18 protein-coding genes and 1 tRNA gene are annotated in these 21656 nt (G+C 42.7%); 10 read left to right on the top strand and 9 right to left on the bottom strand.

What is annotated here, in order from left to right; all coding sequences use genetic code 11:
• Nucleotides 1-224 precede the first annotated feature (224 nt).
• Nucleotides 225-1307: a hypothetical protein gene (locus tag IYN84_RS09705; RefSeq protein ID WP_196139002.1), complete on the top strand. Its 1083-nt coding sequence runs from the start codon at nucleotides 225-227 to the stop codon at nucleotides 1305-1307.
• Between the two features lie 124 nt (nucleotides 1308-1431).
• Here the strand turns inward: IYN84_RS09705 and IYN84_RS09700 are convergent, their stop codons facing one another.
• Nucleotides 1432-3591 (bottom strand): S46 family peptidase, encoded by a 2160-nt coding sequence (locus IYN84_RS09700; RefSeq protein ID WP_196139001.1) that lies wholly within the window; start codon nucleotides 3589-3591, stop codon nucleotides 1432-1434.
• A gap of 294 nt (nucleotides 3592-3885) precedes the next feature.
• On the opposite strand from IYN84_RS09700, the gene IYN84_RS09695 reads away from it, so the two are divergent.
• Both IYN84_RS09695 and IYN84_RS09690 read left to right on the top strand, forming a co-directional pair.
• Nucleotides 3886-4365: a hypothetical protein gene (locus IYN84_RS09695; protein WP_196139000.1), complete on the top strand. Its 480-nt coding sequence runs from the start codon at nucleotides 3886-3888 to the stop codon at nucleotides 4363-4365.
• Complete coding sequence (locus IYN84_RS09690; RefSeq protein ID WP_196138999.1) at nucleotides 4365-4649, top strand: transcriptional regulator; 285 nt, start codon at nucleotides 4365-4367, stop codon at nucleotides 4647-4649. Before IYN84_RS09695 ends, IYN84_RS09690 begins: the two co-directional genes overlap by 1 nt.
• 19 nt (nucleotides 4650-4668) lie before the next feature.
• On the opposite strand, the gene IYN84_RS09685 is transcribed toward IYN84_RS09690, so the two are convergent.
• On the bottom strand, nucleotides 4669-5772 hold the full coding sequence (locus IYN84_RS09685; RefSeq protein ID WP_196138998.1) for a serine hydrolase: 1104 nt from the start codon (nucleotides 5770-5772) through the stop codon (nucleotides 4669-4671).
• Between the two features lie 128 nt (nucleotides 5773-5900).
• The gene (locus tag IYN84_RS09680) at nucleotides 5901-7832 is read right to left on the bottom strand and encodes a S9 family peptidase (RefSeq protein WP_196138997.1); all 1932 of its coding nucleotides are present in this window, start codon (nucleotides 7830-7832) and stop codon (nucleotides 5901-5903) included.
• Between the two features lie 385 nt (nucleotides 7833-8217).
• On the opposite strand from IYN84_RS09680, the gene IYN84_RS09675 reads away from it, so the two are divergent.
• Nucleotides 8218-9093: a DUF3800 domain-containing protein gene (locus tag IYN84_RS09675; RefSeq protein WP_196138996.1), complete on the top strand. Its 876-nt coding sequence runs from the start codon at nucleotides 8218-8220 to the stop codon at nucleotides 9091-9093.
• A gap of 193 nt (nucleotides 9094-9286) precedes the next feature.
• On the opposite strand, the gene IYN84_RS09670 is transcribed toward IYN84_RS09675, so the two are convergent.
• From IYN84_RS09670 to IYN84_RS09655, 4 genes are all read right to left on the bottom strand, one after another.
• Nucleotides 9287-9362: transfer RNA gene (locus IYN84_RS09670), tRNA-Phe, on the bottom strand.
• A 166-nt stretch (nucleotides 9363-9528) separates the two neighbouring features.
• Complete coding sequence (locus tag IYN84_RS09665) at nucleotides 9529-9798, bottom strand: oxidative damage protection protein (RefSeq protein WP_196138995.1); 270 nt, start codon at nucleotides 9796-9798, stop codon at nucleotides 9529-9531.
• 20 nt (nucleotides 9799-9818) lie between these two features.
• The gene (gene mutY / locus IYN84_RS09660) at nucleotides 9819-10901 is read right to left on the bottom strand and encodes an A/G-specific adenine glycosylase (RefSeq protein ID WP_246722767.1); all 1083 of its coding nucleotides are present in this window, start codon (nucleotides 10899-10901) and stop codon (nucleotides 9819-9821) included.
• Between the two features lie 34 nt (nucleotides 10902-10935).
• Nucleotides 10936-12774, bottom strand: coding sequence for an SLC13 family permease (locus IYN84_RS09655; RefSeq protein ID WP_196138994.1), 1839 nt, complete (start codon nucleotides 12772-12774; stop codon nucleotides 10936-10938).
• Nucleotides 12775-13014: 240 nt separating this feature from the next.
• Between IYN84_RS09655 and trmB the strand changes: the two genes are divergently transcribed.
• Complete coding sequence (gene trmB, locus IYN84_RS09650) at nucleotides 13015-13737, top strand: tRNA (guanosine(46)-N7)-methyltransferase TrmB (protein WP_210330367.1); 723 nt, start codon at nucleotides 13015-13017, stop codon at nucleotides 13735-13737.
• Complete coding sequence (gene glpE / locus IYN84_RS09645; RefSeq protein WP_196138992.1) at nucleotides 13737-14048, top strand: thiosulfate sulfurtransferase GlpE; 312 nt, start codon at nucleotides 13737-13739, stop codon at nucleotides 14046-14048. Before trmB ends, glpE begins: the two co-directional genes overlap by 1 nt.
• A 122-nt stretch (nucleotides 14049-14170) precedes the next feature.
• Here glpE and elbB read toward each other — a convergent pair whose 3' ends face one another.
• Nucleotides 14171-14821 (bottom strand): isoprenoid biosynthesis glyoxalase ElbB, encoded by a 651-nt coding sequence (gene elbB / locus IYN84_RS09640; RefSeq protein WP_196138991.1) that lies wholly within the window; start codon nucleotides 14819-14821, stop codon nucleotides 14171-14173.
• A gap of 263 nt (nucleotides 14822-15084) precedes the next feature.
• Between elbB and tkt the strand changes: the two genes are divergently transcribed.
• The 4 genes from tkt (at nucleotide 15085) to fba (ending at nucleotide 20721) form a co-directional block, all read left to right on the top strand.
• Entirely contained in the window at nucleotides 15085-17076 is a 1992-nt protein-coding gene (gene tkt, locus IYN84_RS09635) for a transketolase (RefSeq protein WP_196138990.1), read from the top strand.
• Between the two features lie 169 nt (nucleotides 17077-17245).
• Nucleotides 17246-18247, top strand: coding sequence for a type I glyceraldehyde-3-phosphate dehydrogenase (gene gap / locus IYN84_RS09630; RefSeq protein ID WP_196138989.1), 1002 nt, complete (start codon nucleotides 17246-17248; stop codon nucleotides 18245-18247).
• A gap of 159 nt (nucleotides 18248-18406) precedes the next feature.
• Entirely contained in the window at nucleotides 18407-19585 is a 1179-nt protein-coding gene (locus IYN84_RS09625; protein WP_196138988.1) for a phosphoglycerate kinase, read from the top strand.
• Nucleotides 19586-19656: 71 nt separating this feature from the next.
• Nucleotides 19657-20721, top strand: a complete 1065-nt coding sequence (gene fba, locus IYN84_RS09620; RefSeq protein WP_196138987.1) for a class II fructose-bisphosphate aldolase — start codon at nucleotides 19657-19659, stop codon at nucleotides 20719-20721.
• A gap of 71 nt (nucleotides 20722-20792) precedes the next feature.
• On the opposite strand, the gene IYN84_RS09615 is transcribed toward fba, so the two are convergent.
• Complete coding sequence (locus IYN84_RS09615) at nucleotides 20793-21440, bottom strand: outer membrane protein (RefSeq protein ID WP_196138986.1); 648 nt, start codon at nucleotides 21438-21440, stop codon at nucleotides 20793-20795.
• Nucleotides 21441-21656: the final 216 nt, after the last annotated feature.

Raw genomic sequence — 21656 nt, 5'->3', positions numbered from 1 at the left:
AAAATAGTATTCCGACTAAATAGGGTGATCAAGGGCAGCGGTTCACTTGAATGCCCTTGGTTTCGGTGTCCCTAAGTATTTTTTATCGAAAATTTTCGACTTAGCGATGTTATCCAATTCTCTATATTTCCTCAAACCTCTAGAGCAACCTCTTTATTGTGATTTTTTACAATGTACATTAAAAATATGGGGGGTAAAATAATCCGTAGTTCAACTAAAAGAGTTTGACTCCACCAGCCTTCATTTATTTTGGAATAAATCTGCTACTCATCAGTTTAATAACTATTAATATATTTTTCTTTCTGTTTATGATTCATAATGTCAATTTATCTTCTTCTAAAAAAACTAGAGTTATTATAGGCTCATTGCTGGTGCTTCTGGGTGTATTACATTTTTATAATTTTCCAAGCCAAACTATAAGTGTATTTGACAAGTCCGTTAGCTCTGTATTCTTTTTTGCTTTTGGTGTTATAATAATATTGCATTCCTACACAGCGAAAATTGATCTATCTAAAAAAATAATATTTATCAATAAAAAATTAAATCTATTTCAAAAGCCTCAATCTTTATCCATAAAAAAGATAGAATATCTTACTCTCGAGAAATATAAAGATGAATACTCCGACAGTAATCGTACTCGCTATAGATTGATCACGAATAGCAAAGATATTATTTTTGAAAATTATCCATATAAGTTTGCCTGGGCAACGGCTAAAAATATAGCTAAAATTCTTAAGGTAAATTTAACCAATAGGGTTTTTCGCAAACCATTTACAAGGTCGTTTCAGGATTTAGAAAAGCCTTTTGTCAAATTTCACAAAAATAAATTAGACTACAAGACTAAAAGTAATCAGTTTGGCTCTAACTACGTCCAAACAGAGAGCACGCCACAAAAAATGATGATTTGCTACAAAGCTCATTTCGATGAACTGACCAGAATGGTTTCGCCCATAATTTTAGCTTCTGTCTTGGCGATAACCTACTTTTCTTTTGAATACATCCCGATTTTTATTTTTTTAGTTATATTTACATGCATCTTAGTCGAAATATCATTAAGTTTTTATGGCAAGTCAAAAATTGCTATTAACAACAAATTTATAACTTACCGGCAAGGTTTTTCTTTAACAAGAAGTAAAGTTCAAATACAAAACATAATCGAGTTAATACCAACAAATGAATTTTTGTATATTATCACCCAGAATAGTTTTATTTCGATTAAATTAACCGACAATGCGTTCGAAGATGAATATATCTATAATATGTTGGAGAAGAAAATATTTGCCTCTGTCAACAGTCATGATTTTTGACAATAATGTTGAATTTTTGCAGCTGAGTCTCCTTTTTATTGGCTTAAGTCAGCTTAACTACTAGAAGGTACATAAAAAAAGGCTCCATATGGAGCCTTTTGATATTTCAGTGATAAGACTAAACTTATCGAACAATATCCATCTCTTTAATCAGGTTGGTCGCGCCGTCTACATGCTCCATCATCCAAAGCATGTAACGTGAGTCAACGTGAATTGAACGGTTGAGCTGTGGATCGTAGTCCCAGTCTCCAATGATACTTTCGTAAACACCGTCGAACACTAGTCCAACAAGTTCTGCTTTTTCATTCAGTGTCGGTGAACCTGAGTTACCACCAGTGATATCAAGTGTTCCCAGGTAATTAACAGGTACTGAGTCAATATCTTTCTTGTAGTATTTGCCGTACTGCTTTTTCTCAACCAGGTCCAAAACCTTTTTAGGAGAGTTGAAAGGCCACTCACCGGTTTCTTTTTGTAACAGTCCTTCCAGTCGTGTAAACGGAACTGCGTACAGGCCATCTTTAGGTGAATAGCCTTTAACGTTTCCGTATGTCACTCGCAAGGTACTGTTGGCGTCCGCATAGATTGGAAGATTTTTCGCTTTATTATAAGCAATAATCGCTTCCATATATTTGGGGCGAACCGCATTCAGCTTACCAGACAAATCTTTTTCTTCATCTTCCTGCGCCTTACGTGCTTTGAAAGTTTGTACAGCATACTGTATGAATGGGTCATTACTTTTTTCGAAATCTTCTACAGATTTATTCATCCATTCAAGGCGTGTAGCTTCGTCACCAAGTTTAGTATGGGCATACATTTTAGATAGTTTTTTATCTAGTCGAGCTTCACTAAAGCCGTCGTCAATATTAAAGAAACGATCAATATCCTTAATTCTTTTATCGGCAGGTAACTGTGCGTAACGTGTTAGCAGGTTCATCAACATTGCTTGATCAACTTTTGCAACATATCGTTTGCTTATACGCTTCATTGATTGGGTGAAGTTGTTTAGATCACGCTCCTGATAACCTGATTCTCGCTCCATATCAGGCTTTTGTTTTTCCAGAGCCAAACGATAGAGTCTGGTAGATGCGTTTAGCATACTTGAAATGCCGGCATAGCCAAGGATTGTGTCACGTTTATAGTTCGCGTGGCTCTCAGAAACTAGATTATCCAGTTCATTAATGGCACTTCCATATTTCTTTTTGCGCGAATTATTTTTATTTACCCATTTGCGTAGCTCTTTATCCAGAGCTGATTTACGTTGCTGTGTCGTCCCTTTGTGATAGCTTTCCATCATGCTGCCGCGATTTTTCTCGTAGTTGGCAAGACCTGCAATCAGACTTTCGTAACCAATTCGCTCGTTACTTCCTTCTTCTGAGTTGGTTTTGATGGTGTCTATTAAAGAGCCCATCAGTTCTTTGGTCAAAGGATAGCTTTCTGTGAACGTATTTTTTACTTCACCAGCTGTGCGGTAGCGATTAGTGCGCCCCGGATAACCAATTACCATAATGTAATCACCATCATCAACGCTTTTTGCACTGACTTTTAAATGATGCTTAGGTTGGTAAGGTACATTGTCTTCACTGTAGTCAGCGGGTTTACCGTCTTTCCCGACATAAGCTCGGTAGAAGGAATAGTCGCCGGTGTGTCTTGGCCACATCCAGTTATCGATGTCTCCACCGTATTTACCCACGCTTTTGGCTGGCGCGTGAACTAAGCGAACATCGCGGATCATGAGTTGTTTGAAAAGGTAGTACTCGAGTCCGCCGTGGAAGTTGACTACTGAACATCGATAATCTTTATTTGATTCACACTCAGCTACCAGCTTTTTCTCGACACTATCAATATGTTCATAGCGTTCAGTTCCACTCATTTCGTCATTAATGCCGGCTTTAATCTGATTGGTAACATTAACGATATTTTCGGTTACATAAATTCGAGATCCTGGAGTTGCCTGAAGCTCTTCACTTAATTTTTTAGCCAGGAAGCCATTTTCAAGAATGTTATTTTCTTTTGTTGAGTTATGTACAATCGAACCATATGCGCAGTGGTGATTGGTAACAACCAGTCCTTTGTCTGAAACGAAAGAAGCTGTACAGCCACCCAGGCTGACAATAGCTCCCATTGGGAATTCAGTGAGATTGGTCAGATTTTCCGGATCAAGTTTCAAGCCTGCTTTTTTTAGATCTTTCGCAATTGCCGGGAGTTGATGGGGTTGCCACATACCTTCGTCGGCAACAGCAACATTCAACCCCAAAGCTGCAGCCAGTAATATTAGTTTTTTCATGTCGTACTCTTATTATTAATAAAAATGTGTTTTGTTCCACGACGCATGATAAAGGGCGCGAAGTTCAGCGGCAAGGCGCCGGAGCAAGAGAAATGTGTGTAAATATTATATATCTCGAATTGAAATTGTAACTCATTGTTTTTGTTTGATTTTAAAATCATGGTTTACGCTTCATACTGTTCCGACTTTCCAATTTGGAAAGAAAAGACTTTCCATGACGGAAAGTTACTGCTATATTACTTTCCATGATGGAAAATAAAGAATAGAGATAAACACAAGCAGAGGTGAGTAAATATGAAACAAAATAGCGGGAATATTTCAGTCGAAGAAGCAAAAGACGCATTGATGCACCTGGACAATGCCAACCAGCTCGCGGAAAAATACCTCAGGCCGCCGCTCGTCTTTCGGGTAGTGATGACTTTTATTATCGGTGGTTTGACTTATGCTGCAGCTATGAGTTCCGGGAGTAGCCTTTGGACGTTTGTCTGTTCTATTTTTACGATCGCTTTATTGGTGACCATGCTGGTTCATTACTTTTATCTACGTTCTCAGGGGGTGAAAGTAAGGATCTGTCCGCTCACACGGTTTGAACGATGGTTTTCTTTTGTCAGTGGTTTTGTAGTGGCGGCTATCCTTGTCGGAGCGATGCAATTGGAAAAGGCCGGATATTCCTGGATTCCAATAGTAAGTGGCACTATTAACGGCTTGCTTGCGTATTATATGTTTAGCAACTTTACCGCGTCAGGTGCAAGAATTAAAAGTGAGGGGGAATAATGAAAGAACACCAGTTTGATTCGATCATTCATGCGCCTAACCGTTTACAAATTTGCGCTCTTATAGCGCCAAATAGCTCCGTCGAATTTTCTGTCATTAAGGAGCAATTGAATGTGAGCGATTCTGTGTTATCCAAGCACGTTAAGACCTTGGAAGATGCCGGTTATATCCAGGTTGAAAAGAAAATAGCTAATGGTCGGCAACGAACCTGGTTGTCGCTGACAAAAGCTGGAAGAGGTGCTTTCGATGGACATGTAGCTGCTTTGCGGGAAATTGTTGGGTAACGCTTTCCAGCTACTATGATTAATCCTGCAAGGCTTTTAGAATGTAGTTTTCTAAAAGCTCTTTTGGTCTTCCTGTACTTTCGTTTCCAGTGAATACAACCACAAGATCCAGTGTTGGGAAAATGAAGATATATTGACCTTTAGCGCCCATGGCGGCGTAGTAACTGACAGCCTTTTGGTTTGACCTGAATCGCCACCACCAAAAACCGTAGCCTTCGCCGCCAGTCTGGGCTCGAGAGACTTGTTCTGAAGTTGAGTTTTTTATCCAGTCTGCAGAAATAATCTGCACACCATTCCATTGACCCTGATTTAAATACAGTTGGCCGAACTTAGCCATATCTCTGGGCAGCATTTCTGCGCTTAAGGCTTCTCCTGAAGAAGAATGGCCCCAGGTTACCTGTGTGATACCTAAAGGCTCGAACAGATGGGTAACTGCAAAATTGTCGATACTGGTATTGGTTACGTTTTCCAGAAGGGTGTGAGCGACAATATTGAGTCCGGTAAAATAGGAAAAACGGGTGCCGGGTTGGTGAATGACCTCTTGTTTCAAGGTATAACGTGTCCAGTTGGCTTGTTGATTTAGAATGTGCGAATTGCAGTCGCCTTCAGTTCCATCGGTGCACTCCATACCGGACTGCATTGTCATCAGATGTTGCAGAGTAAGCTTGTCTTTATCGTTACTCCAGTCAAGCTGGTGGTATTCAGGGAGGTGGTTGTAGATCAATTCTTGTGGCGAAGAGATAAATCCATTTTGAATTGCCAGTCCGACAAGCGCCGAGTCGATGCTTTTAACTGCTGATTGAAGCTCGTGTTTTTGCGAGTGACCATAGCCGTTAAAGTAGTGTTCAAGAATAAGGGATTCGTTTTTGACGATGATGACGCCATCTATTTCGGGGTAGTTACCGCCGATAATTTGATTGATTAACGCTTCCAGCAAACTAACATTGAAGCCTACGCTGGCTGCGTCATTGACTTCCCAACCGTCACTGAGTTTTTGTGGAGGAGAGTATTGGTATTTAGCTGGTGTTGGCTCAGAATCGCTTGAGGAGCCGCAGCCAATGGATAGGAGTAAAGCGATAACCGCTAGCCCCGTTGCCAGATACGATCGAGTAGGATAATTCATTATCGCCGTCCCTGTTTTATTTTGATTCACGCTTAGCCTAACTGATTAAGCCGCGGACGGACAAATTGAATTTGTTATTAGTTTTCTTGCAGTCGCGTCTAGTGCGTTTCAGCTTAACTCGATTCAGGCTAGTTTTTATCTGCTTTGGTTATCGCTAATTTCTCCGAAATCCAGTCTCTAATGATTGTATTAATGCTTGTCCACTCCTGATAAGTTCCCGGTCCATGTCCCATGTTGGGGTAAATAACGAGCTTTGATTCAACGCCATTATCCAATAGGGCCTGATTGAGTGTACGGGCAGAGGCAACAGTGCATATACTATCTTCCTCTCCATGAATGATTAATGTGGGTGCCTTCGCATTCTTTATGTATGTGATAGGGGACGACTTGCGGTAAAGTTCCGGCTGTTCCCAGGGAGTAGCGCCAAAACTGAACTCTCGGGTTGTCGCTTTACCATGCTCGTGAGAATAATGAAGTTGCCAATCAACGATACCGGCACCAACTACAACTGCGCTGTATTCGAGGTCATTATGAGCTAACAGACTAGCGGCGAGAAAGCCTCCATAACTCCAGCCAATGATTGCTATTTTTGAGTCGTCAATATTGTATTTTTTGGTGGTAAACTTTATTCCTGTGACTACATCCTGTCGATCCAGTAGTCCAGCTTGTCGATAATGAGCTTTGATAAACTCATCTCCGTAACCAGTAGAGCCTCTGTATTGGGGATTGAAAATGATGGCGCCTTTTTGGTTCAGCGCCAGCGTAGGATAAGCAAAGTCTTCCAGTGACTGTCTATCCATCGCACGCGGACCGCCATGAATAGCAACTATAAGCGGGTATTGCTTATTCTTGTCATAGTTGGGTGGCAGGGTAATCAGGCCTTCGATAGTTGTGCCATCAGAGCTTTTCCATGACACCACTTCCTGCATTCCGAATTGTTCATTTTGCACTGATTTTTGTGTATTGCTGAGCGGTAAAGGAGCCTGATTTTTACAGGATTTAAAAGCTTCGCTTAACTGGCCATATTTCTCGGCGATATAATAAAGGCATTTTCCGTCTGCGCTCATTTGAACATGATTGACCGTTGGCAGAGGAACATCCAGCTCTTTCGCTTTACCGGAGAGGCTTATTTGGTAAACCTTTCTTTCCAGTCTATCGTCAACCAGTGTCAGAATAGTATTATTTTTAAAATCACTAAATTTAACAAAGTTATCAATTGAGCCGGTTAAGTTAGCAATTTTTTTTGATTTCACATTTACTGTATAAAGATCAGTTGGCGTATTCGATATTGCTTTATCGAGTTGCGAACTAAATACGATTGTTTGCGCATCAGTCCAAAACAGTGAGCTATGGTCGCCTTGTTTGGTAACGATTGCAGTCTTCTTTTTGTTTTGAATATTGAGGCTGATAATTTGTGATTGATAAGACGACCAGTCCCTGCCTCTTGGATATTCGATTACCGCAAGGTTTTGATTGTCAGGGCTCAAGCTGAAATCGCTGATCGACTCCGATGTTTTATAGGTAAAAACGTCCCTGGAAGACCGAAGATCCAAGATCCTGATTTCACTTTCGGTATTCCTCACCTGGTTCGGAAGTTTGAAAGGTGTTTTTTCGGTTTCAACTTCGTTTGTTTGAAGTGTTAAGAGATAGTTACTATCTTCTGACCATTTAGCGGATTCAAAGCTCTTTTCCAATTGATAGATTGAAGACAGCCCTTTGCTTAAATCAAATTGAACGACTTCGGGATTGCTTTTCTCGGCGGCAATCCAAACGAGCCTATCTGAGTTTGTCCATTTGATTGAGCTAAACGCACTGTCTGAAGCCAGGTCTTGTGAGTAAAGCATTTTGCCCGAGCCATCTTTTATTTCCAGTCTTACTTCTGACTCCTTGTTTGTGTAGCGCCACGACTTTATTGCGACGTTTTGCCCGTCAGGAGACACAAATATTGCATAAGGAATAAATATATCGAATACATTGCTCGAGTCTTTAGCCTTTAAAGGAGAAGTACAAAATAATGTGAAAACAAAAAGTAAAGTAGCAGTAGTTAAAATCCGTTTCATATGAAGTCCTAATATATAAAGGAGCATTTTACTGGAAAGTTACAGATAACACGGATGTAAAAGGGCTTTTTGCGACATATCTATTTTGTGTCATCTTTTATATTTATTTAACGTATAATGGGTTTCTGAAATGTTTTTTCGTCTTTCTCACTGATTTACAATTTTTCTAACTTTTATTGAGTAGTATATACCGAGGCTTCTGGTATTTGACATCTATAGTTTGTCGCCAAATGGGCTGCAAAAGATACTAAACCGTCTCGATATGGGTGTGTCATACTAATTTCCTTTTTTTTTTTACAGTATGCAATAATACTGGGTAGTAAACAATATTACTTAATCAGTCTAAATGCCGCAGACATATTACAATGAAATAAGGTAAAAAATAATGAGCTCAAAGGACGATAAACAATTACCCTTGTTTGATAGTTGCTCGACGAAAGTAGGCAAGTTACCGCATCCCGAAGAATCCCATTCGGATCAAGTATCACCATTTAGTAAATATATTGTCTATGTGGACGAAAGCGGTGACCACAGTTTGCAGAGTATCAATGAGCAATATCCATTATTTGTTTTGGCTTTCTGCGTGTTTCATAAAGGGCATTATAGCGAAGCGATTGTTCCTGCTCTTGAGAAGTTTAAATTTAATTACTTTGGTCACGACCAAATAATTTTACATGAAAACGAAATTCGCAAAGAAAAAGGAAGTTTTAATACATTTAAAAGTCGACAAGAAAAGTATGATTTTCTTGGTAAACTCACAGATATAATCGAATATAGCAATTTTATTTTAATCAGTTGTGTAATCGATAAACGCGAACTTAGAAAGCAAGGTGATACAGATGCTAATCCCTACCACATTGCCCTAGGACATTGTTTAGAAACGCTCCATGAGTTTTTGCTGGAAAAGAAACAGCACGAAAAAAAGACGCACGTCGTAGTTGAATGCAGAGGTAAAAAAGAAGACTCAGAATTGGAATTAGAGTTTAGGAGAATTTGTGATGGCAACAACCGATTCAGCTTGCCTTTGACTTTTGAAGTAATGTTTTCTGACAAAAAAGCAATGTCATCTGGTTTACAATTAGCTGATTTAGTTGCTCGCCCGATAGGTTTAAATGTTCTTCGCCCAGAGCAAGAAAATAGAGCATTTGAAGTATTGAAGAAAAAATTTTATTGTGATGGTGGTAGAGAAAATGTTGGCGTCGGTTATCGCGGAGTAGGATTAAAAATTGTCCCACCTCCAAAAAGCGAAAAGCCCCGATGAAACTCACCGAGGCCTAGACGCCGATCGGGCACCCCCAATCCACTTATATTTTATTGTAAACCCACCTAGGACTGAAGACAATATATTTTTGTTTATATCCTGTGTATAAGTTCACTCAGGATGAGATAGAAAGTCGATAAAGTTTAGAAGCACAAACAAAAAAGGCCTAGCCGAAGCTAAGCCTTTAGAATCATGGTGGCCCGGGGCAGAGTTGAACTGCCGACACAAGGATTTTCAGTCCTCTGCTCTACCAACTGAGCTACCAGGCCACAATTCTTTTCGCTGTCAGACCATATCAGGTAATATGCTCTAGCGCCAAAGAGCGCGTATTAAACTAAGATCGGGATTTAAAGTCAAGCAAGATCTTTAATATTTTTCGAAAAATTGTCGATAAAGTATTTCATGGTCAAATGCTGACCAGAACAAGCTTGTAGACTAGCTTTTCTCTTCTGGCGGAACATAGCCTTCAATCTGATCATAGTCTCCTCCGAACAGGAATTTCTCCATTTCACCAGTTAAATATTTACGCGCTTCAGGATCCGCCAGGCTCAGCTGTTTTTCGTTAATTAGCATTGTCTGATGAGAAATCCACTGTTGCCAGCCTTCTTGCGAGATGTTTTCCAGAATGCGCTGACCCAGCTCTCCTGGAACCGGCGCAAAGCTTAGTGGTTGGCCTTCTTTTTGTAGCTTTTGACAAAATACCATGGGATTAGCCTTATTCGTTTCTATGATTCGGACTGCTGAAAATGGGCGTTTAGAAACTTCCTGATAGGAGTCGGAAACGCCAGCTCATCGAGTTGAGCGACATTATGCCATGCGAGCGTTTCATTTTCTTCGACTTTCTCTATCGGCGGTTGCTGTGGTTGGTCTACAACTTCAGCCAACAAATGGAAGTGAGTAAAGGTATGTTTAAACTCGCCAACCAGGGTTGAATCGTTGCTTCGGTTAACTTCCGGTAAGCACCAGAGTCCACCCCAGATCCCGCTGGGAGGTCTTTTAACCAATAATACTTGCCCTCCTGGATTCTGAGTTAGCAAGTAGGTTTGCTTTTTGGTTGGGATATCTTTTTTCGGCTTTTTGTGAGGATATTCCTGCGTTTTCCCGTGAATAAACGCCAGACAATGAGAATTCAGCGGACACATATCACACTGTGGTTTGCTTCGACTGCAAAAGCTGGCTCCCAGATCCATCATTGCCTGATTGAAAGGTCCGGTATTTTCTTTTGGGGTGTAGGTTTCAGTGAGTTCCCACAAGGTTTTGGCGACTTTGCTTTGTCCGTACCAGCCATCTACTAAAAACACTCGTGATAGTACTCGCTTGACGTTACCGTCAAGAATCGCGGTAGGTTCTCCGCGTGATAATGACAAAATTGCGCCGGCGGTCGAGCGGCCTATTCCTGGCAGCGATTCAACTTCTGCCAATGTGTTGGGAAAACGACCCTTCCATTGCTCGACGATTGTTTGTGCACAGCGATGGAGGTTGCGGGCCCGAGAGTAATACCCCAGACCTTGCCAATAATGTAAAACTTCATCTATCGGCGCTTCCGCCAAGGCTTTAATACTCGGGAAGCGTTGCATAAACTTCCGGTAATAGGGGATAACCGTTTTTACCTGAGTTTGTTGTAACATGACTTCCGATACCCAGACTCGGTAAGGCGTCGGATTTTTTTGCCAAGGTAGATCCTTTCGGCCATGTTTTTGATAAAAAGCGAGTACTTTCCTGGCAAAAACTTTAGGGCTAACCAGTGAAGGCGAACGAGATGCTTTTATCTCAGAAGAACTAATTGATGATTGACGGGATGCAGACAAAATAATTACCAGTTAAGCCGAGCTAAAGAGCGTGCTAGACGATATCGTAATAGAATGGAATGAAAATCGATAGCGTGAGCCACATGGCTACCGCAAGAGGAATACCGATGCGCATAAAGTCAGAGAACTTATAGCCACCGGCATTCATTACCAGCAGGTTGGTTTTATAGGCCATTGGTGTGGCATAGCTAAAATTGGCACCAAATAAAACGGCCACGACGAAGGGCTCGGCCGGGAGTCCCAACTGGCTTGCAACCGAAATGGCAATCGGGGTGCCTATTACTGCTGCAGCATTGTTGGAAACAATATTGGTTAAAATGGCGAGCAATAACATCAGCGCGCTTAAAATCACCGGTGGCGGCATACTTTGCGTTAAAAATAGAAAAACCTGTGCCAGATAATCGGCACCGCCGGTTTTCATCAGAGCCTCACCTAATGCAAGCGAAGCGACAACAATCAATATCACCTGTGTGCTGAGCGAACGGCCTGCATCGGACCAGGCGATACAACGGGTAATTAATAGCAACATTACCCCGACCATGGCACTAATGGCGATCGGCAGTAACCCTACTGCCGCAAGTCCGACAACCAAAGCCATAATGCCCAGTGCAACGGGGGCTTTTTTGGTGTGCGGTAGATCGGTCGTCGCATCAAGAACTAAAAGGTCGCCTTGATTTTTCATTTTGGCGATTTGATTACGAGCGCCTTGTACCAGCAAAATATCACCAACCTGGAGGGTGACATTGCCAAGTTTGCGATAGAGATCGATCTCTTTTCCTTCACGATGTAGCGCGACGGCCACCATCTTATACTGGTCAATAAATCGGACATTTTTCAAGGTCGAACCGGCCAACGGTGAACCGGGCACCACAACGACTTCAACCAGTTGTTGATCTTCAGCGGTCAGCGGGTGTTCGTCATCGACGGCCTGTTTACCGACAAATAGCTGCGCCCCCAGAGTTTTTTCATACTCTTTCAGGTTTTCCGCTGTATCGGAAACGCGGATTCGGTCTCCGGCTTTCAAAACAACGTCGGGCATAGGCATAATGCGAATGTCAGAATGGGAGCCCATTCGTTGAATACGTTCAGCTTTTAAGGCGCCATTAGTGTGCTCAATCAGATCGGCCAATGTTTTGTTAACTGCAAAGCCATCTTCCGCTACCGTCAGGTGAGCAGTAAACAGACGCGGTGCGGCGCTTTCTAAAATGGATTCGCGGGGAGGTAACATTTTGGGAGCAACCAGCCACAGGTAAATAATCGCAACGACTCCGGCAACCGAAGCAGGTACAACAAAATCGAAAAGTCCCATATGGCGCATTCCTTGTTCTGCGGCAACTGCGACAACTAACAGGTTGGTGGAAGTACCAACTGTGGTAGACATGCCCCCGACCAGAGTCGCAAATCCCATAGGCATCAACATGCCGGATGGTGATGTATTGTTGCGCACCGACACGCTGATTAATATCGGAAGCAGCAATACTACGATCGGAGTGTTATTCATAAAGGCCGAAAGTATTGCTGCGACCAGAAGGGTAACTAACAAGGAAAGTCGGGGGTAAAACTTCCACAGGCGTCCAAGCAAACGACCGACAGGTTCGAGCGCACCGGTACGAACGAGGCCCTGTCCGGCAATCATGAGTGCACAAACGGCTATCAATGCTTCGTGACCGAACCCGTAAAACAAATGAATGGCTTCCAGGTGGGTACCATCTGGCTCGTGATAGGGAAATATTTCAAAGCCGATAGCCACCAGAATCAATACCCCGAGGCAGCTGGATTCCAGACGAATATCATCACGCCGAAACAAATAGAGGGCGACTACTGTGAGAAGCAGTACCGCTAGTGCGTGATAATTGGGAAGCTCTGGAAACATGTCTTGGGGAAAAGTTGATTGATTATGATAGGTTTTTTTCGTGTTCTAAGCTAAAACTATCATCTTTTTTAAAATGATCAATAATTTTATTTTGGTATATTCATATTACCAAAATGCTATCCAAGGCTTTGTGGGCTGTAGAAAGTACGAACTCCGAAAGAGAGAAAAAAGCACTCAAAACTAATTTTAACCGCTCTCGTGGCCTTCACAGCTCAGTCACTGATATAATTGCAAGCTATTTTGACAATTTCGAGATCTGGCGTGGAAGAGTTTCATCGAAAAATTCGCAGTTTTGTCCGTCGTGAAGGCCGAATGACGGCAGGGCAGGCGCAAGCCTATGAAGAGTTGATGCCTAAATATGGATTTGAATTTGAGCGAAAATTGCTCAATTTTGCTGAACTGTTTGGCAATGAGAATCCAATAACCCTTGAAATCGGCTTTGGTATGGGAGCTTCACTGGCTGAGCAGGCCAAGCTGAATCCTGAACGCAATTTTCTGGGGATTGAAGTTCACAGGCCGGGAGTTGGTGCGCTGTTATCTAGAATTAAAGAAAATGGTGCAACCAATGTCAGAGTGATCGCTTTTGATGCGGTTGAAGTGCTTGCACAAATGATTGGTGAGCATACGCTCGATCGCGTTCAACTCTTTTTCCCCGATCCCTGGCCAAAGAAACGTCATCATAAAAGAAGGATTGTTAAACCGGAATTTGTACAGCGACTGCAGAGTAAGCTTAAAGTTGGTGGTATTTTTCATATGGCAACCGACTGGGAAAACTATGCGGAACATATGTTAGAAGTCATGTTGGCTGAGCAAGGCTGGAAAAACTTATCCTCCAGCAACGATTATGTCCCCAAGCCCGATGATCGTCCAGTTACCAAGTTTCAGGCAAGAGGCGAACGACTGGGGCACGGCGTATGGGATTTAATGTTTGAAAAGTTAATGCCAGAAAAAGAGGAAAAATAGTGTTTACCAGAATTTCCTGCAAAGAAGCCGCCGAGCTGATTGAAAAACAAGAGGCAACAGTTGTCGATATTCGTGATCCCGGCAGCTTTGCCCAGGGACATATTCACGGCGCTACTCGTCTTGATAACCAGAACCTGGCTGAATTTATTGCTAATGCAGACAAGACTAAGCCGCTGGTTGTTTGCTGTTATCACGGCAATTCCAGTCAGGGAGCGGCTGATGTATTAAACCAGCAAGGATTTGCCGAAACTTATAGCATGGACGGAGGAATGAGTGAGTGGGTGCTTACTAGACAAGTAGAATTAGGCTGATTAGAAGTTGGCCTGCAAACCTGACTGTGAAAAGACTCGCTTCAAGCCAAGTCGTTCAAAGGTGTTAACTCCCCTTTTACAGGGGAGCTGCGAAGACATTGTCGTTAAAATTGCGCAGATGGTTAAACCATCTCCAGAACTTTGCTGACTAGCTTTCGGATCCCGGAAGCGGCTTCGGATATATTTCCTGCTAGCATATAAGCCGGTGTGCTCACCACTTTGCGCTCCTCATCCACCACAAACTCGTTGACCGGGCAGGAAATGTGCTGTCCACCCATTGCTTCTATTGCATTTGCCGTATCTGCATCATTACCAATTGTTAGGTGCGCCCCTTCCCCATAAATCCGTGGAATCATCGCGGGTGCGATGCAAATAAAACCAATTGGTTTTTGATTTTGAGCAAAATCTTTGGCTGCGGCCATTACATTCGCATCAATAACACAGTCTTTGCCTTTAAATGCAAAGTCACACAGGTTTTTCGCCGCACCGAAACCGCCAGGAAAAAGCAGAGCATCATAGTCACTGGCTTTTAACTGTGTAATCGGTTTTACATTTCCTCTGGCAATCCGCGCAGATTCCACCAGAACATTTCTACTTTCCTCCATTTCATCACCTGTAAGATGATTGACAACATGATATTGAGGAATATCTGGAGCAAAACATTGATATTGGGCCCCATTTTCCTCAAGAGCCAGCAGAGTTAAAACACTTTCGTGAATTTCTGCGCCGTCAAAAACACCGCATCCGGATAGAACTACCGCAACTTTTGCCATGGGTTTCTCCTTATTAGGGCAGTACTCGGTCTGCGTTTTATCCTAGGATTAACTGTCACTTTTATCAATCTGGTAACTGCTATATTTTTATGGAAACCGGTGTCTATTCGACTATCGGCCCTAAACCAGTCAATTTGAGCCCAAATATTGACCATTATTTGGGCAAATAGCAGGTAAATGGTTTGATTCATTGGCGCTGCTTTGAGAAAATACGCCCCGTTCAAAATCCCGCTGTTTTAGCACCCCACGATTTAGGAGTCACTATGCCATCTCGATTTGAATTAGCTAACGCTATACGCGCTTTAAGTATGGATGCGGTTCAGAAAGCAAAGTCCGGTCATCCTGGCGCGCCAATGGGAATGGCTGATATTGCCCAGGTGCTCTGGTGCGATCATCTAAAACATAATCCAAATAACCCTGAGTGGGTTAATCGCGACCGTTTTGTATTATCCAATGGTCATGGTTCAATGCTGATTTATTCATTGCTACATCTTACCGGCTACTCTGTCAGCATCGACGATCTCAAGGCTTTTCGTCAGCTGCATTCAAAAACGCCTGGTCATCCAGAGTTTGGCTATACTCCCGGGGTTGAGACCACAACAGGTCCTTTAGGACAAGGTATTGCAAATGCTGTTGGTATGGCGATTGCTGAAAAAACGCTTGCTGCTCAGTTTAACCAACCGGGCTACGATATTATTGACCATCATACTTATGCTTTCCTTGGAGATGGGTGTCTGATGGAAGGTATCTCTCATGAAGTCTGCTCTCTGGCGGGTACGCTTGGTCTGGGCAAGTTAATCGCATTTTATGATGACAACGGTATCTCGATAGATGGTGAAGTAGAAGGCTGGTTCACTGATGATACTGTAAAACGCTTCCGTTCCTACGGGTGGCATGTTGTTGCGGATGTTGACGGTCATGATCCAGAAGCTGTCGAGCAGGCAATTCAGGCGGCAAAATCAGAAACCGGCAAGCCGACATTGATCTGCTGTAAAACCACTATTGGTTTCGGTTCTCCAAATAAGGGTGGAAAAGAAGACTGCCATGGAGCGCCGCTTGGTGAAGAAGAAATTGAACTGGTTAGAAAAGAACTTAAGTGGCCTCATGCTCCGTTTGAAGTACCTTCAGAAATTAGCAGTCAGTGGGATGCGCGTGAGGCTGGTAGTGCGCTTGAAGCAGAGTGGAATGATACTTTTATTGCTTATCGTGAGGCACATCCGGCGCTTGCAGCAGAGTTGACCCGCCGATTAAGTAATCGCCCGAGCTCTGATTTTGAAGGGGCGGCCAAGGCGTATATCGCCAAAACACAAGCCGATGCTGCGAATGTGGCAACGCGTAAGGCTTCACAAAATACCATCAATGCCTACGCACCATTTATTCCAGAATTTATTGGTGGAAGTGCGGACCTTGCAGGCTCAAATTTAACGCTTTGGGAAGGTGCCAAGGGAATCGATGCCAACGATGCCAGTGGTAACTATCTTTTCTACGGCGTACGTGAGTTTGGTATGTGCGCGATTATGAATGGTATTAAATTGCATGGCGGTTTCATCCCGTTTGGTGGAACTTTCCTGATGTTTATGGAATATGCGCGCAACGCAATTCGTATGGCCGCATTGATGAAGCAGCAGGCGATCTATGTCTTTACTCATGATTCTATTGGTCTGGGCGAAGACGGCCCAACGCATCAACCGGTTGAGCAACTGTCTTCTATGCGCGCAACGCCTAACCTGACTACATGGCGCCCATGTGATGCGACTGAAACGGCTGTTGCCTGGAAGAAAGCAGTTGAAAATCAGTCTGGACCGACTGCGTTGGTATTGACTCGTCAAGGAGTGCCTACCCAGCCAAAAACAGATGCCCAGTTAAGTCTGATTGAAAAAGGTGGTTATGTATTAGCGGATTGCGATGGTGAGCCTGAGCTTATTATTATCGCGACCGGATCAGAAGTAGAACTGGCAATGCAGGCCAAAGCTGAGCTATCTGGCAAAAGTGTGCGAGTGGTATCCATGCCAAGTTGTGAAGTGTTTGAAAAACAAGATGTTGCTTACAAGGAGAGTGTACTTCCTTCAACCGTAGTTAAGCGTCTTGCAGTCGAAGCGGCGCATGGAGATTTCTGGTACAAATATGTAGGCCTGAACGGAGCTATTGTCTCTGTTAACCGATTTGGAGAATCTGCCCCGGCAGGGGAGCTCTTCAAAGAGTTTGGCTTGACCGTTGATAATGTTGTAGAAAAAGCCAGGGGACTTCTTGGTTAGATTTTAGTTTTAAATGTTCTCGCGTAGTAAGGTAGGACGCGAGAACAAAATTAGCACGATTAAAAAATAAAGAGTGCAAAAGCACTGGCAGAAACAATAAAAATAATTGAAGTTAAATTTGAATATGGCTAGCCAGACTAGCCCAATTACAAACGTTTGAGGAAAAGCAATGACAGTTAAAGTAGCAATTAATGGTTATGGACGTATCGGTCGCATGGTTCTTCGTGCGATCTATGAATACAACCGTGAAGATGAGATCAAAGTGGTTGCCATTAATTCATCTCACCCGATAGAAACTAACGTTCACTTGACTAAATACGATACCACGCATGGTCGTTTTGAAGCGAATGTTGAAGGTGATGATTCGAATATGTATGTTAATGGTGACAAGATTGCCATGTTGGCAGACCGCAATCCAGAAAATCTGAAATGGTCTGACTACGAGGTTGACGTTGTTCTGGAATGTACAGGTCACTTTAAAGATCGTGAAGGCGCTTCGAAGCATTTTGTTGGTGGAGCAAAAAAAGTTTTGATTTCTGCTCCTGGCGGAAGTGATATCGACAAGACAATCGTGTTCGGGGTAAACGATGATACCTTGACCGCTGAAGACCGAATTGTTTCAAATGCTTCTTGCACAACTAACTGCCTGGCTCCTGTTGCCAAAGCTTTGCATGAAGGGTTAGGAATCAAAAAAGGTCTGGTTAATACTATTCACGCTTACACGAACGACCAGAACATTATTGATAACCAACATAAAGATTTGCGTCGTGCTCGTGCCGCTGCCATGTCCATTATTCCGACTAAAACAGGTGCAGCTAAAGCCGTTGGTCTGGTATTGCCAGAACTTCAAGGCAAGCTCGATGGTTTCGCACTACGTGTGCCAACAGTAAATGTATCGGTTGTTGACCTCACTTTTGAAGCTTCTCGCGATACTACTGTTGAAGAAGTTAACGAAATTGTAAAGAAAGCATCAGACAACTATGTGTTGGATTATAATGTAGAGCCTTTGGTTTCAACTGATTTTAATCATTCGCCAGCATCTTCATCTTTTGATGCAACACAAACTCGTGTTATTGACGGCAACATGGTTAAGATTCTGACCTGGTATGACAATGAGTGGGGCTTTAGTGTCCGTATGATTGACACTGCTATTGCAATGATGAAAGCTTAATCTTTGAATAATGGGTTAAGTAAAGCCTTGCTGTTTGTCGCACTCAGATTTTGAGCGATAAAAGCAGGGCTTTTGTTTATTACCTCTCCTAATACTCAGAAGGAAGGGTAAAAGAGTTTATTTTATTTTTGTTTATTACAACCGGAGCTATAAAGAATCATGTCAGTACTCAGAATGGCAGACCTTGATTTGGCAGGGAAGCGGGTGTTAATCCGCGAAGATCTTAATGTCCCTTTTAAAGACGGACAAATTACTTCTGACGTCAGAATTCAGGCGGCACTGCCGACGATTAAACTGGCACTGGAAAAAGGCGCCAAGGTGATGGTGATGTCACATCGTGGTCGTCCGACAGAAGGAGAGTTGAGCGAAGCTGATTCAATGGCTCCTATTGCTGATTACATGAATGGGTTACTGGATGCTCCGGTGCGTCTTGCCACTGATTACCTTGCAGGTGTTGAAGCCAATCAAGGTGAAGTTGTGTTGTTTGAAAACGTTCGCTGCAACATTGGTGAGAAGAAAAACGCCGATGAGCTGGCTAAAGCCTATGCTTCATTGTGTGATGTTTTTGTCATGGATGCTTTTGGTACTGCACATCGTGCGCAAGCTTCGACTCATGGCGTCGCCAAATTTGCTCCAATAGCTTGTGCAGGACCTCTACTTGCGGCAGAGCTTGATGCTTTGGGCAAGGCGCTTGATAACCCTGCTCGCCCAATGGTAGCAATTGTTGGCGGTTCAAAAGTTTCAACCAAACTGACCGTCCTGGAATCGCTATCGAAAGTGGTTGACCAGCTGATTGTCGGTGGCGGTATCGCTAATACTTTTATCGCTTCGGAAGGCCATTCCGTTGGTAAATCGTTAGTTGAAAATGACCTGATTGAGCAAGCCAGAACGCTTTCACAAAAAGCGATAGATAACGGTGGTGAAATTCCAAAAACTCTGGATGTAGTTGTCGGAAAAGAGTTTAGTGAGTCTACCGAGGCGACTCTGAAGGATGTCGCTGAGATTGCTGAAGATGATATGGTTTTTGATATTGGTCCGAAAACAGCAGAGAAGCTATGTGAGATACTGAAAAATGCAGGAACCATTGTCTGGAATGGCCCGGTTGGTGTATTTGAGTTTGATCAATTTGCAGAAGGTACGAAAAAAATTGCTGAAGCCATTGCCGACAGCTCAGCTTTCTCTATTGCTGGTGGCGGTGACACTCTGGCGGCGGTAGACAAGTTCGGAATAAAAGAAAAAGTATCCTATATTTCTACCGGTGGCGGTGCTTTTCTGGAATTTCTTGAAGGTAAAAAACTGCCTGCGGTAGAGATACTAGAGCAAAGAGCAAAAGACTAGCGAACAACTAAAACTATAAACAGAATTTTCAATTACAAACGATTTAAAAGGAATATTACGGAGAGTATAAGATGGCACTGATTTCAATGAGACAAATGCTAGATCATGCAGCTGAGCATGATTATGGCGTTCCGGCATTTAATGTTAATAATCTGGAACAAATGCGTGCAATTATGGAAGCGGCCGATGAAACTGACAGTCCGGTTATCGTTCAGGCTTCTGCAGGAGCGCGTAAATATGCTGGCGCACCTTTCTTACGTCATTTGATACTGGCGGCAATTGAAGAGTTTCCACATATTCCAGTGGTTATGCATCAGGATCATGGTACTAGCCCGGCGGTATGTCAGCGTTCTATCCAGTTGGGCTTTTCATCAGTAATGATGGATGGTTCTTTAGGTGAAGACGGTAAAACTCCAACATCTTACGAGTACAATGTTGATGTAACTCGTCGTACTGTAGAAATGGCGCATGCATGTGGCGTTTCGGTAGAAGGTGAGTTGGGGTGTCTGGGATCTCTGGAAACCGGTGAGGCTGGAGAAGAAGACGGTATTGGCGCTGAAGGAAAGTTAACTATGGAGCAAATGTTAACTGATCCGGAAGAGGCGGCAGACTTTGTTAAAAAGACTAATGTGGATGCACTTGCTATTGCTATAGGGACTTCACATGGCGCTTACAAGTTTACACGTCCGCCAACAGGTGATGTATTGGCGATTAGCCGTATCAAAGAAATTCATGCACGTATACCAAACACTCATCTTGTTATGCATGGTTCGTCTTCAGTTCCACAAGAGTGGTTGAAGGTTATTAATGAGTTCGGTGGCGAAATCCCTGAAACTTATGGTGTACCTGTTGAAGAAATCTGTGAAGGTATCAAGCACGGCGTACGCAAGGTTAACATAGATACTGATTTACGATTGGCTGCAACCGGTGCTATTCGTCGTAACCTTAAAGAGAACCCAAGTAACTTTGATCCTCGAAAGTACCTGGCTGTTTCGACTCAAGCAATGAAAGAAATCTGCCTGGCTCGATATGAAGCCTTCGGTACAGCTGGTAATGCGAGCAAAATCAAACCTGTTTCTTTAGAAACCATGTTTGAGCGCTATGCTTCCGGTGAGCTGGATGCAAATGTTAAATAAGGCTTTTTAGCTTGCTCAAAAAAAAGCCGAACCAATGTTCGGCTTTTTTATCTTTGTAAGCATTACTACAATTAAAACCTGAATTCAAAAACAGCGTAGCGCCGACTCAACGACATGTAATCAAGGCGAGAGTATCCTGCTTTCAATCCCCAGCGTTTAGAAAAATTCCATTGGAAGCCCATGCCCAGTTTGGTACCTGTTTCGGAAAAAGAGTCTGATGCAAGGGTAACTCGCTGGCTGTCTACCCGCTCGTATATGGTTGCATCCACTTGATGTAAAGCCAGACCTCCGGTGACAAACAATGCGGCATTATCACTAAAATTGAAAATATCATATTTGATATCGAGTTCTATAAGGTCCATATCTGCGTCGTAGTTTTCATCGCCAAATAAAGTATCAAAAAAACCAAGTTCAATACCATCACTGTAATTTAGTCTTACGCTCATTTTGTCGGAAATGTAATAGCCCAGCGCAAAATTAACATTGATTATGTCAAACTCACTTTCGGTTAAATCATAGCTGTCCATATGTTGGGTAAAGGAATCCGGTAATTCACTTCTTGCATCGCTGTTATCGTATTTGTACCAGTTTGTACCTGTGGCGAAGTTAATAAAGTATTTACCTTCTAGCGCAATGGAGTTCGGATTGGCAAAAGCGTTGATATTTACGCCTGAGTATCCGATGGTTATCGCCAAAATTAGAAAGTACTTAAATTTCATTTATCATCCTTATACTTGAACAGATTGTCAGGTTCCCTGTTGTAGCAAACTTTGACTGGAGGGTAATCTAACAACACTTGGTGAGTCGCAACAGATTATTGGAACAGGGCTGAAGGATCTAGAGAAAAATTCACTTTTCACCCTCCAAATAAGCTGCTAGCATTGTTCAGATAATATCTAATCACCCGAAATCAAAGGGTTTAAATTAAGTTCAGG

This window comes from Aliikangiella sp. G2MR2-5, from assembly GCF_015687155.1.
Classification (GTDB): Bacteria; Pseudomonadota; Gammaproteobacteria; order Enterobacterales; family Kangiellaceae; genus Aliikangiella.
Note: the sequence above shows the minus strand (reverse complement) of the source record. Positions and strands in the feature narration are given on the sequence as shown.

Bases quoted from the DNA above. Each gene is read 5' to 3' on its own strand.
- IYN84_RS09700 (WP_196139001.1), bottom strand. From the start codon at position 3,591: ATGAAAAAACTAATATTACTGGCTGCAGCTTTGGGGTTGAATGTTGCT.
- IYN84_RS09695 (WP_196139000.1), top strand. From the start codon at position 3,886: ATGAAACAAAATAGCGGGAATATTTCAGTCGAAGAAGCAAAAGACGCA.
- IYN84_RS09690 (WP_196138999.1), top strand. From the start codon at position 4,365: ATGAAAGAACACCAGTTTGATTCGATCATTCATGCGCCTAACCGTTTA.
- IYN84_RS09685 (WP_196138998.1), bottom strand. From the start codon at position 5,772: ATGAATTATCCTACTCGATCGTATCTGGCAACGGGGCTAGCGGTTATC.
- IYN84_RS09680 (WP_196138997.1), bottom strand. From the start codon at position 7,832: ATGAAACGGATTTTAACTACTGCTACTTTACTTTTTGTTTTCACATTA.
- IYN84_RS09675 (WP_196138996.1), top strand. From the start codon at position 8,218: ATGAGCTCAAAGGACGATAAACAATTACCCTTGTTTGATAGTTGCTCG.
- IYN84_RS09665 (WP_196138995.1), bottom strand. From the start codon at position 9,798: ATGGTATTTTGTCAAAAGCTACAAAAAGAAGGCCAACCACTAAGCTTT.
- IYN84_RS09655 (WP_196138994.1), bottom strand. From the start codon at position 12,774: ATGTTTCCAGAGCTTCCCAATTATCACGCACTAGCGGTACTGCTTCTC.
- elbB (WP_196138991.1), bottom strand. From the start codon at position 14,821: ATGGCAAAAGTTGCGGTAGTTCTATCCGGATGCGGTGTTTTTGACGGC.
- tkt (WP_196138990.1), top strand. From the start codon at position 15,085: ATGCCATCTCGATTTGAATTAGCTAACGCTATACGCGCTTTAAGTATG.
- gap (WP_196138989.1), top strand. From the start codon at position 17,246: ATGACAGTTAAAGTAGCAATTAATGGTTATGGACGTATCGGTCGCATG.
- IYN84_RS09625 (WP_196138988.1), top strand. From the start codon at position 18,407: ATGTCAGTACTCAGAATGGCAGACCTTGATTTGGCAGGGAAGCGGGTG.
- fba (WP_196138987.1), top strand. From the start codon at position 19,657: ATGGCACTGATTTCAATGAGACAAATGCTAGATCATGCAGCTGAGCAT.
- IYN84_RS09615 (WP_196138986.1), bottom strand. From the start codon at position 21,440: ATGAAATTTAAGTACTTTCTAATTTTGGCGATAACCATCGGATACTCA.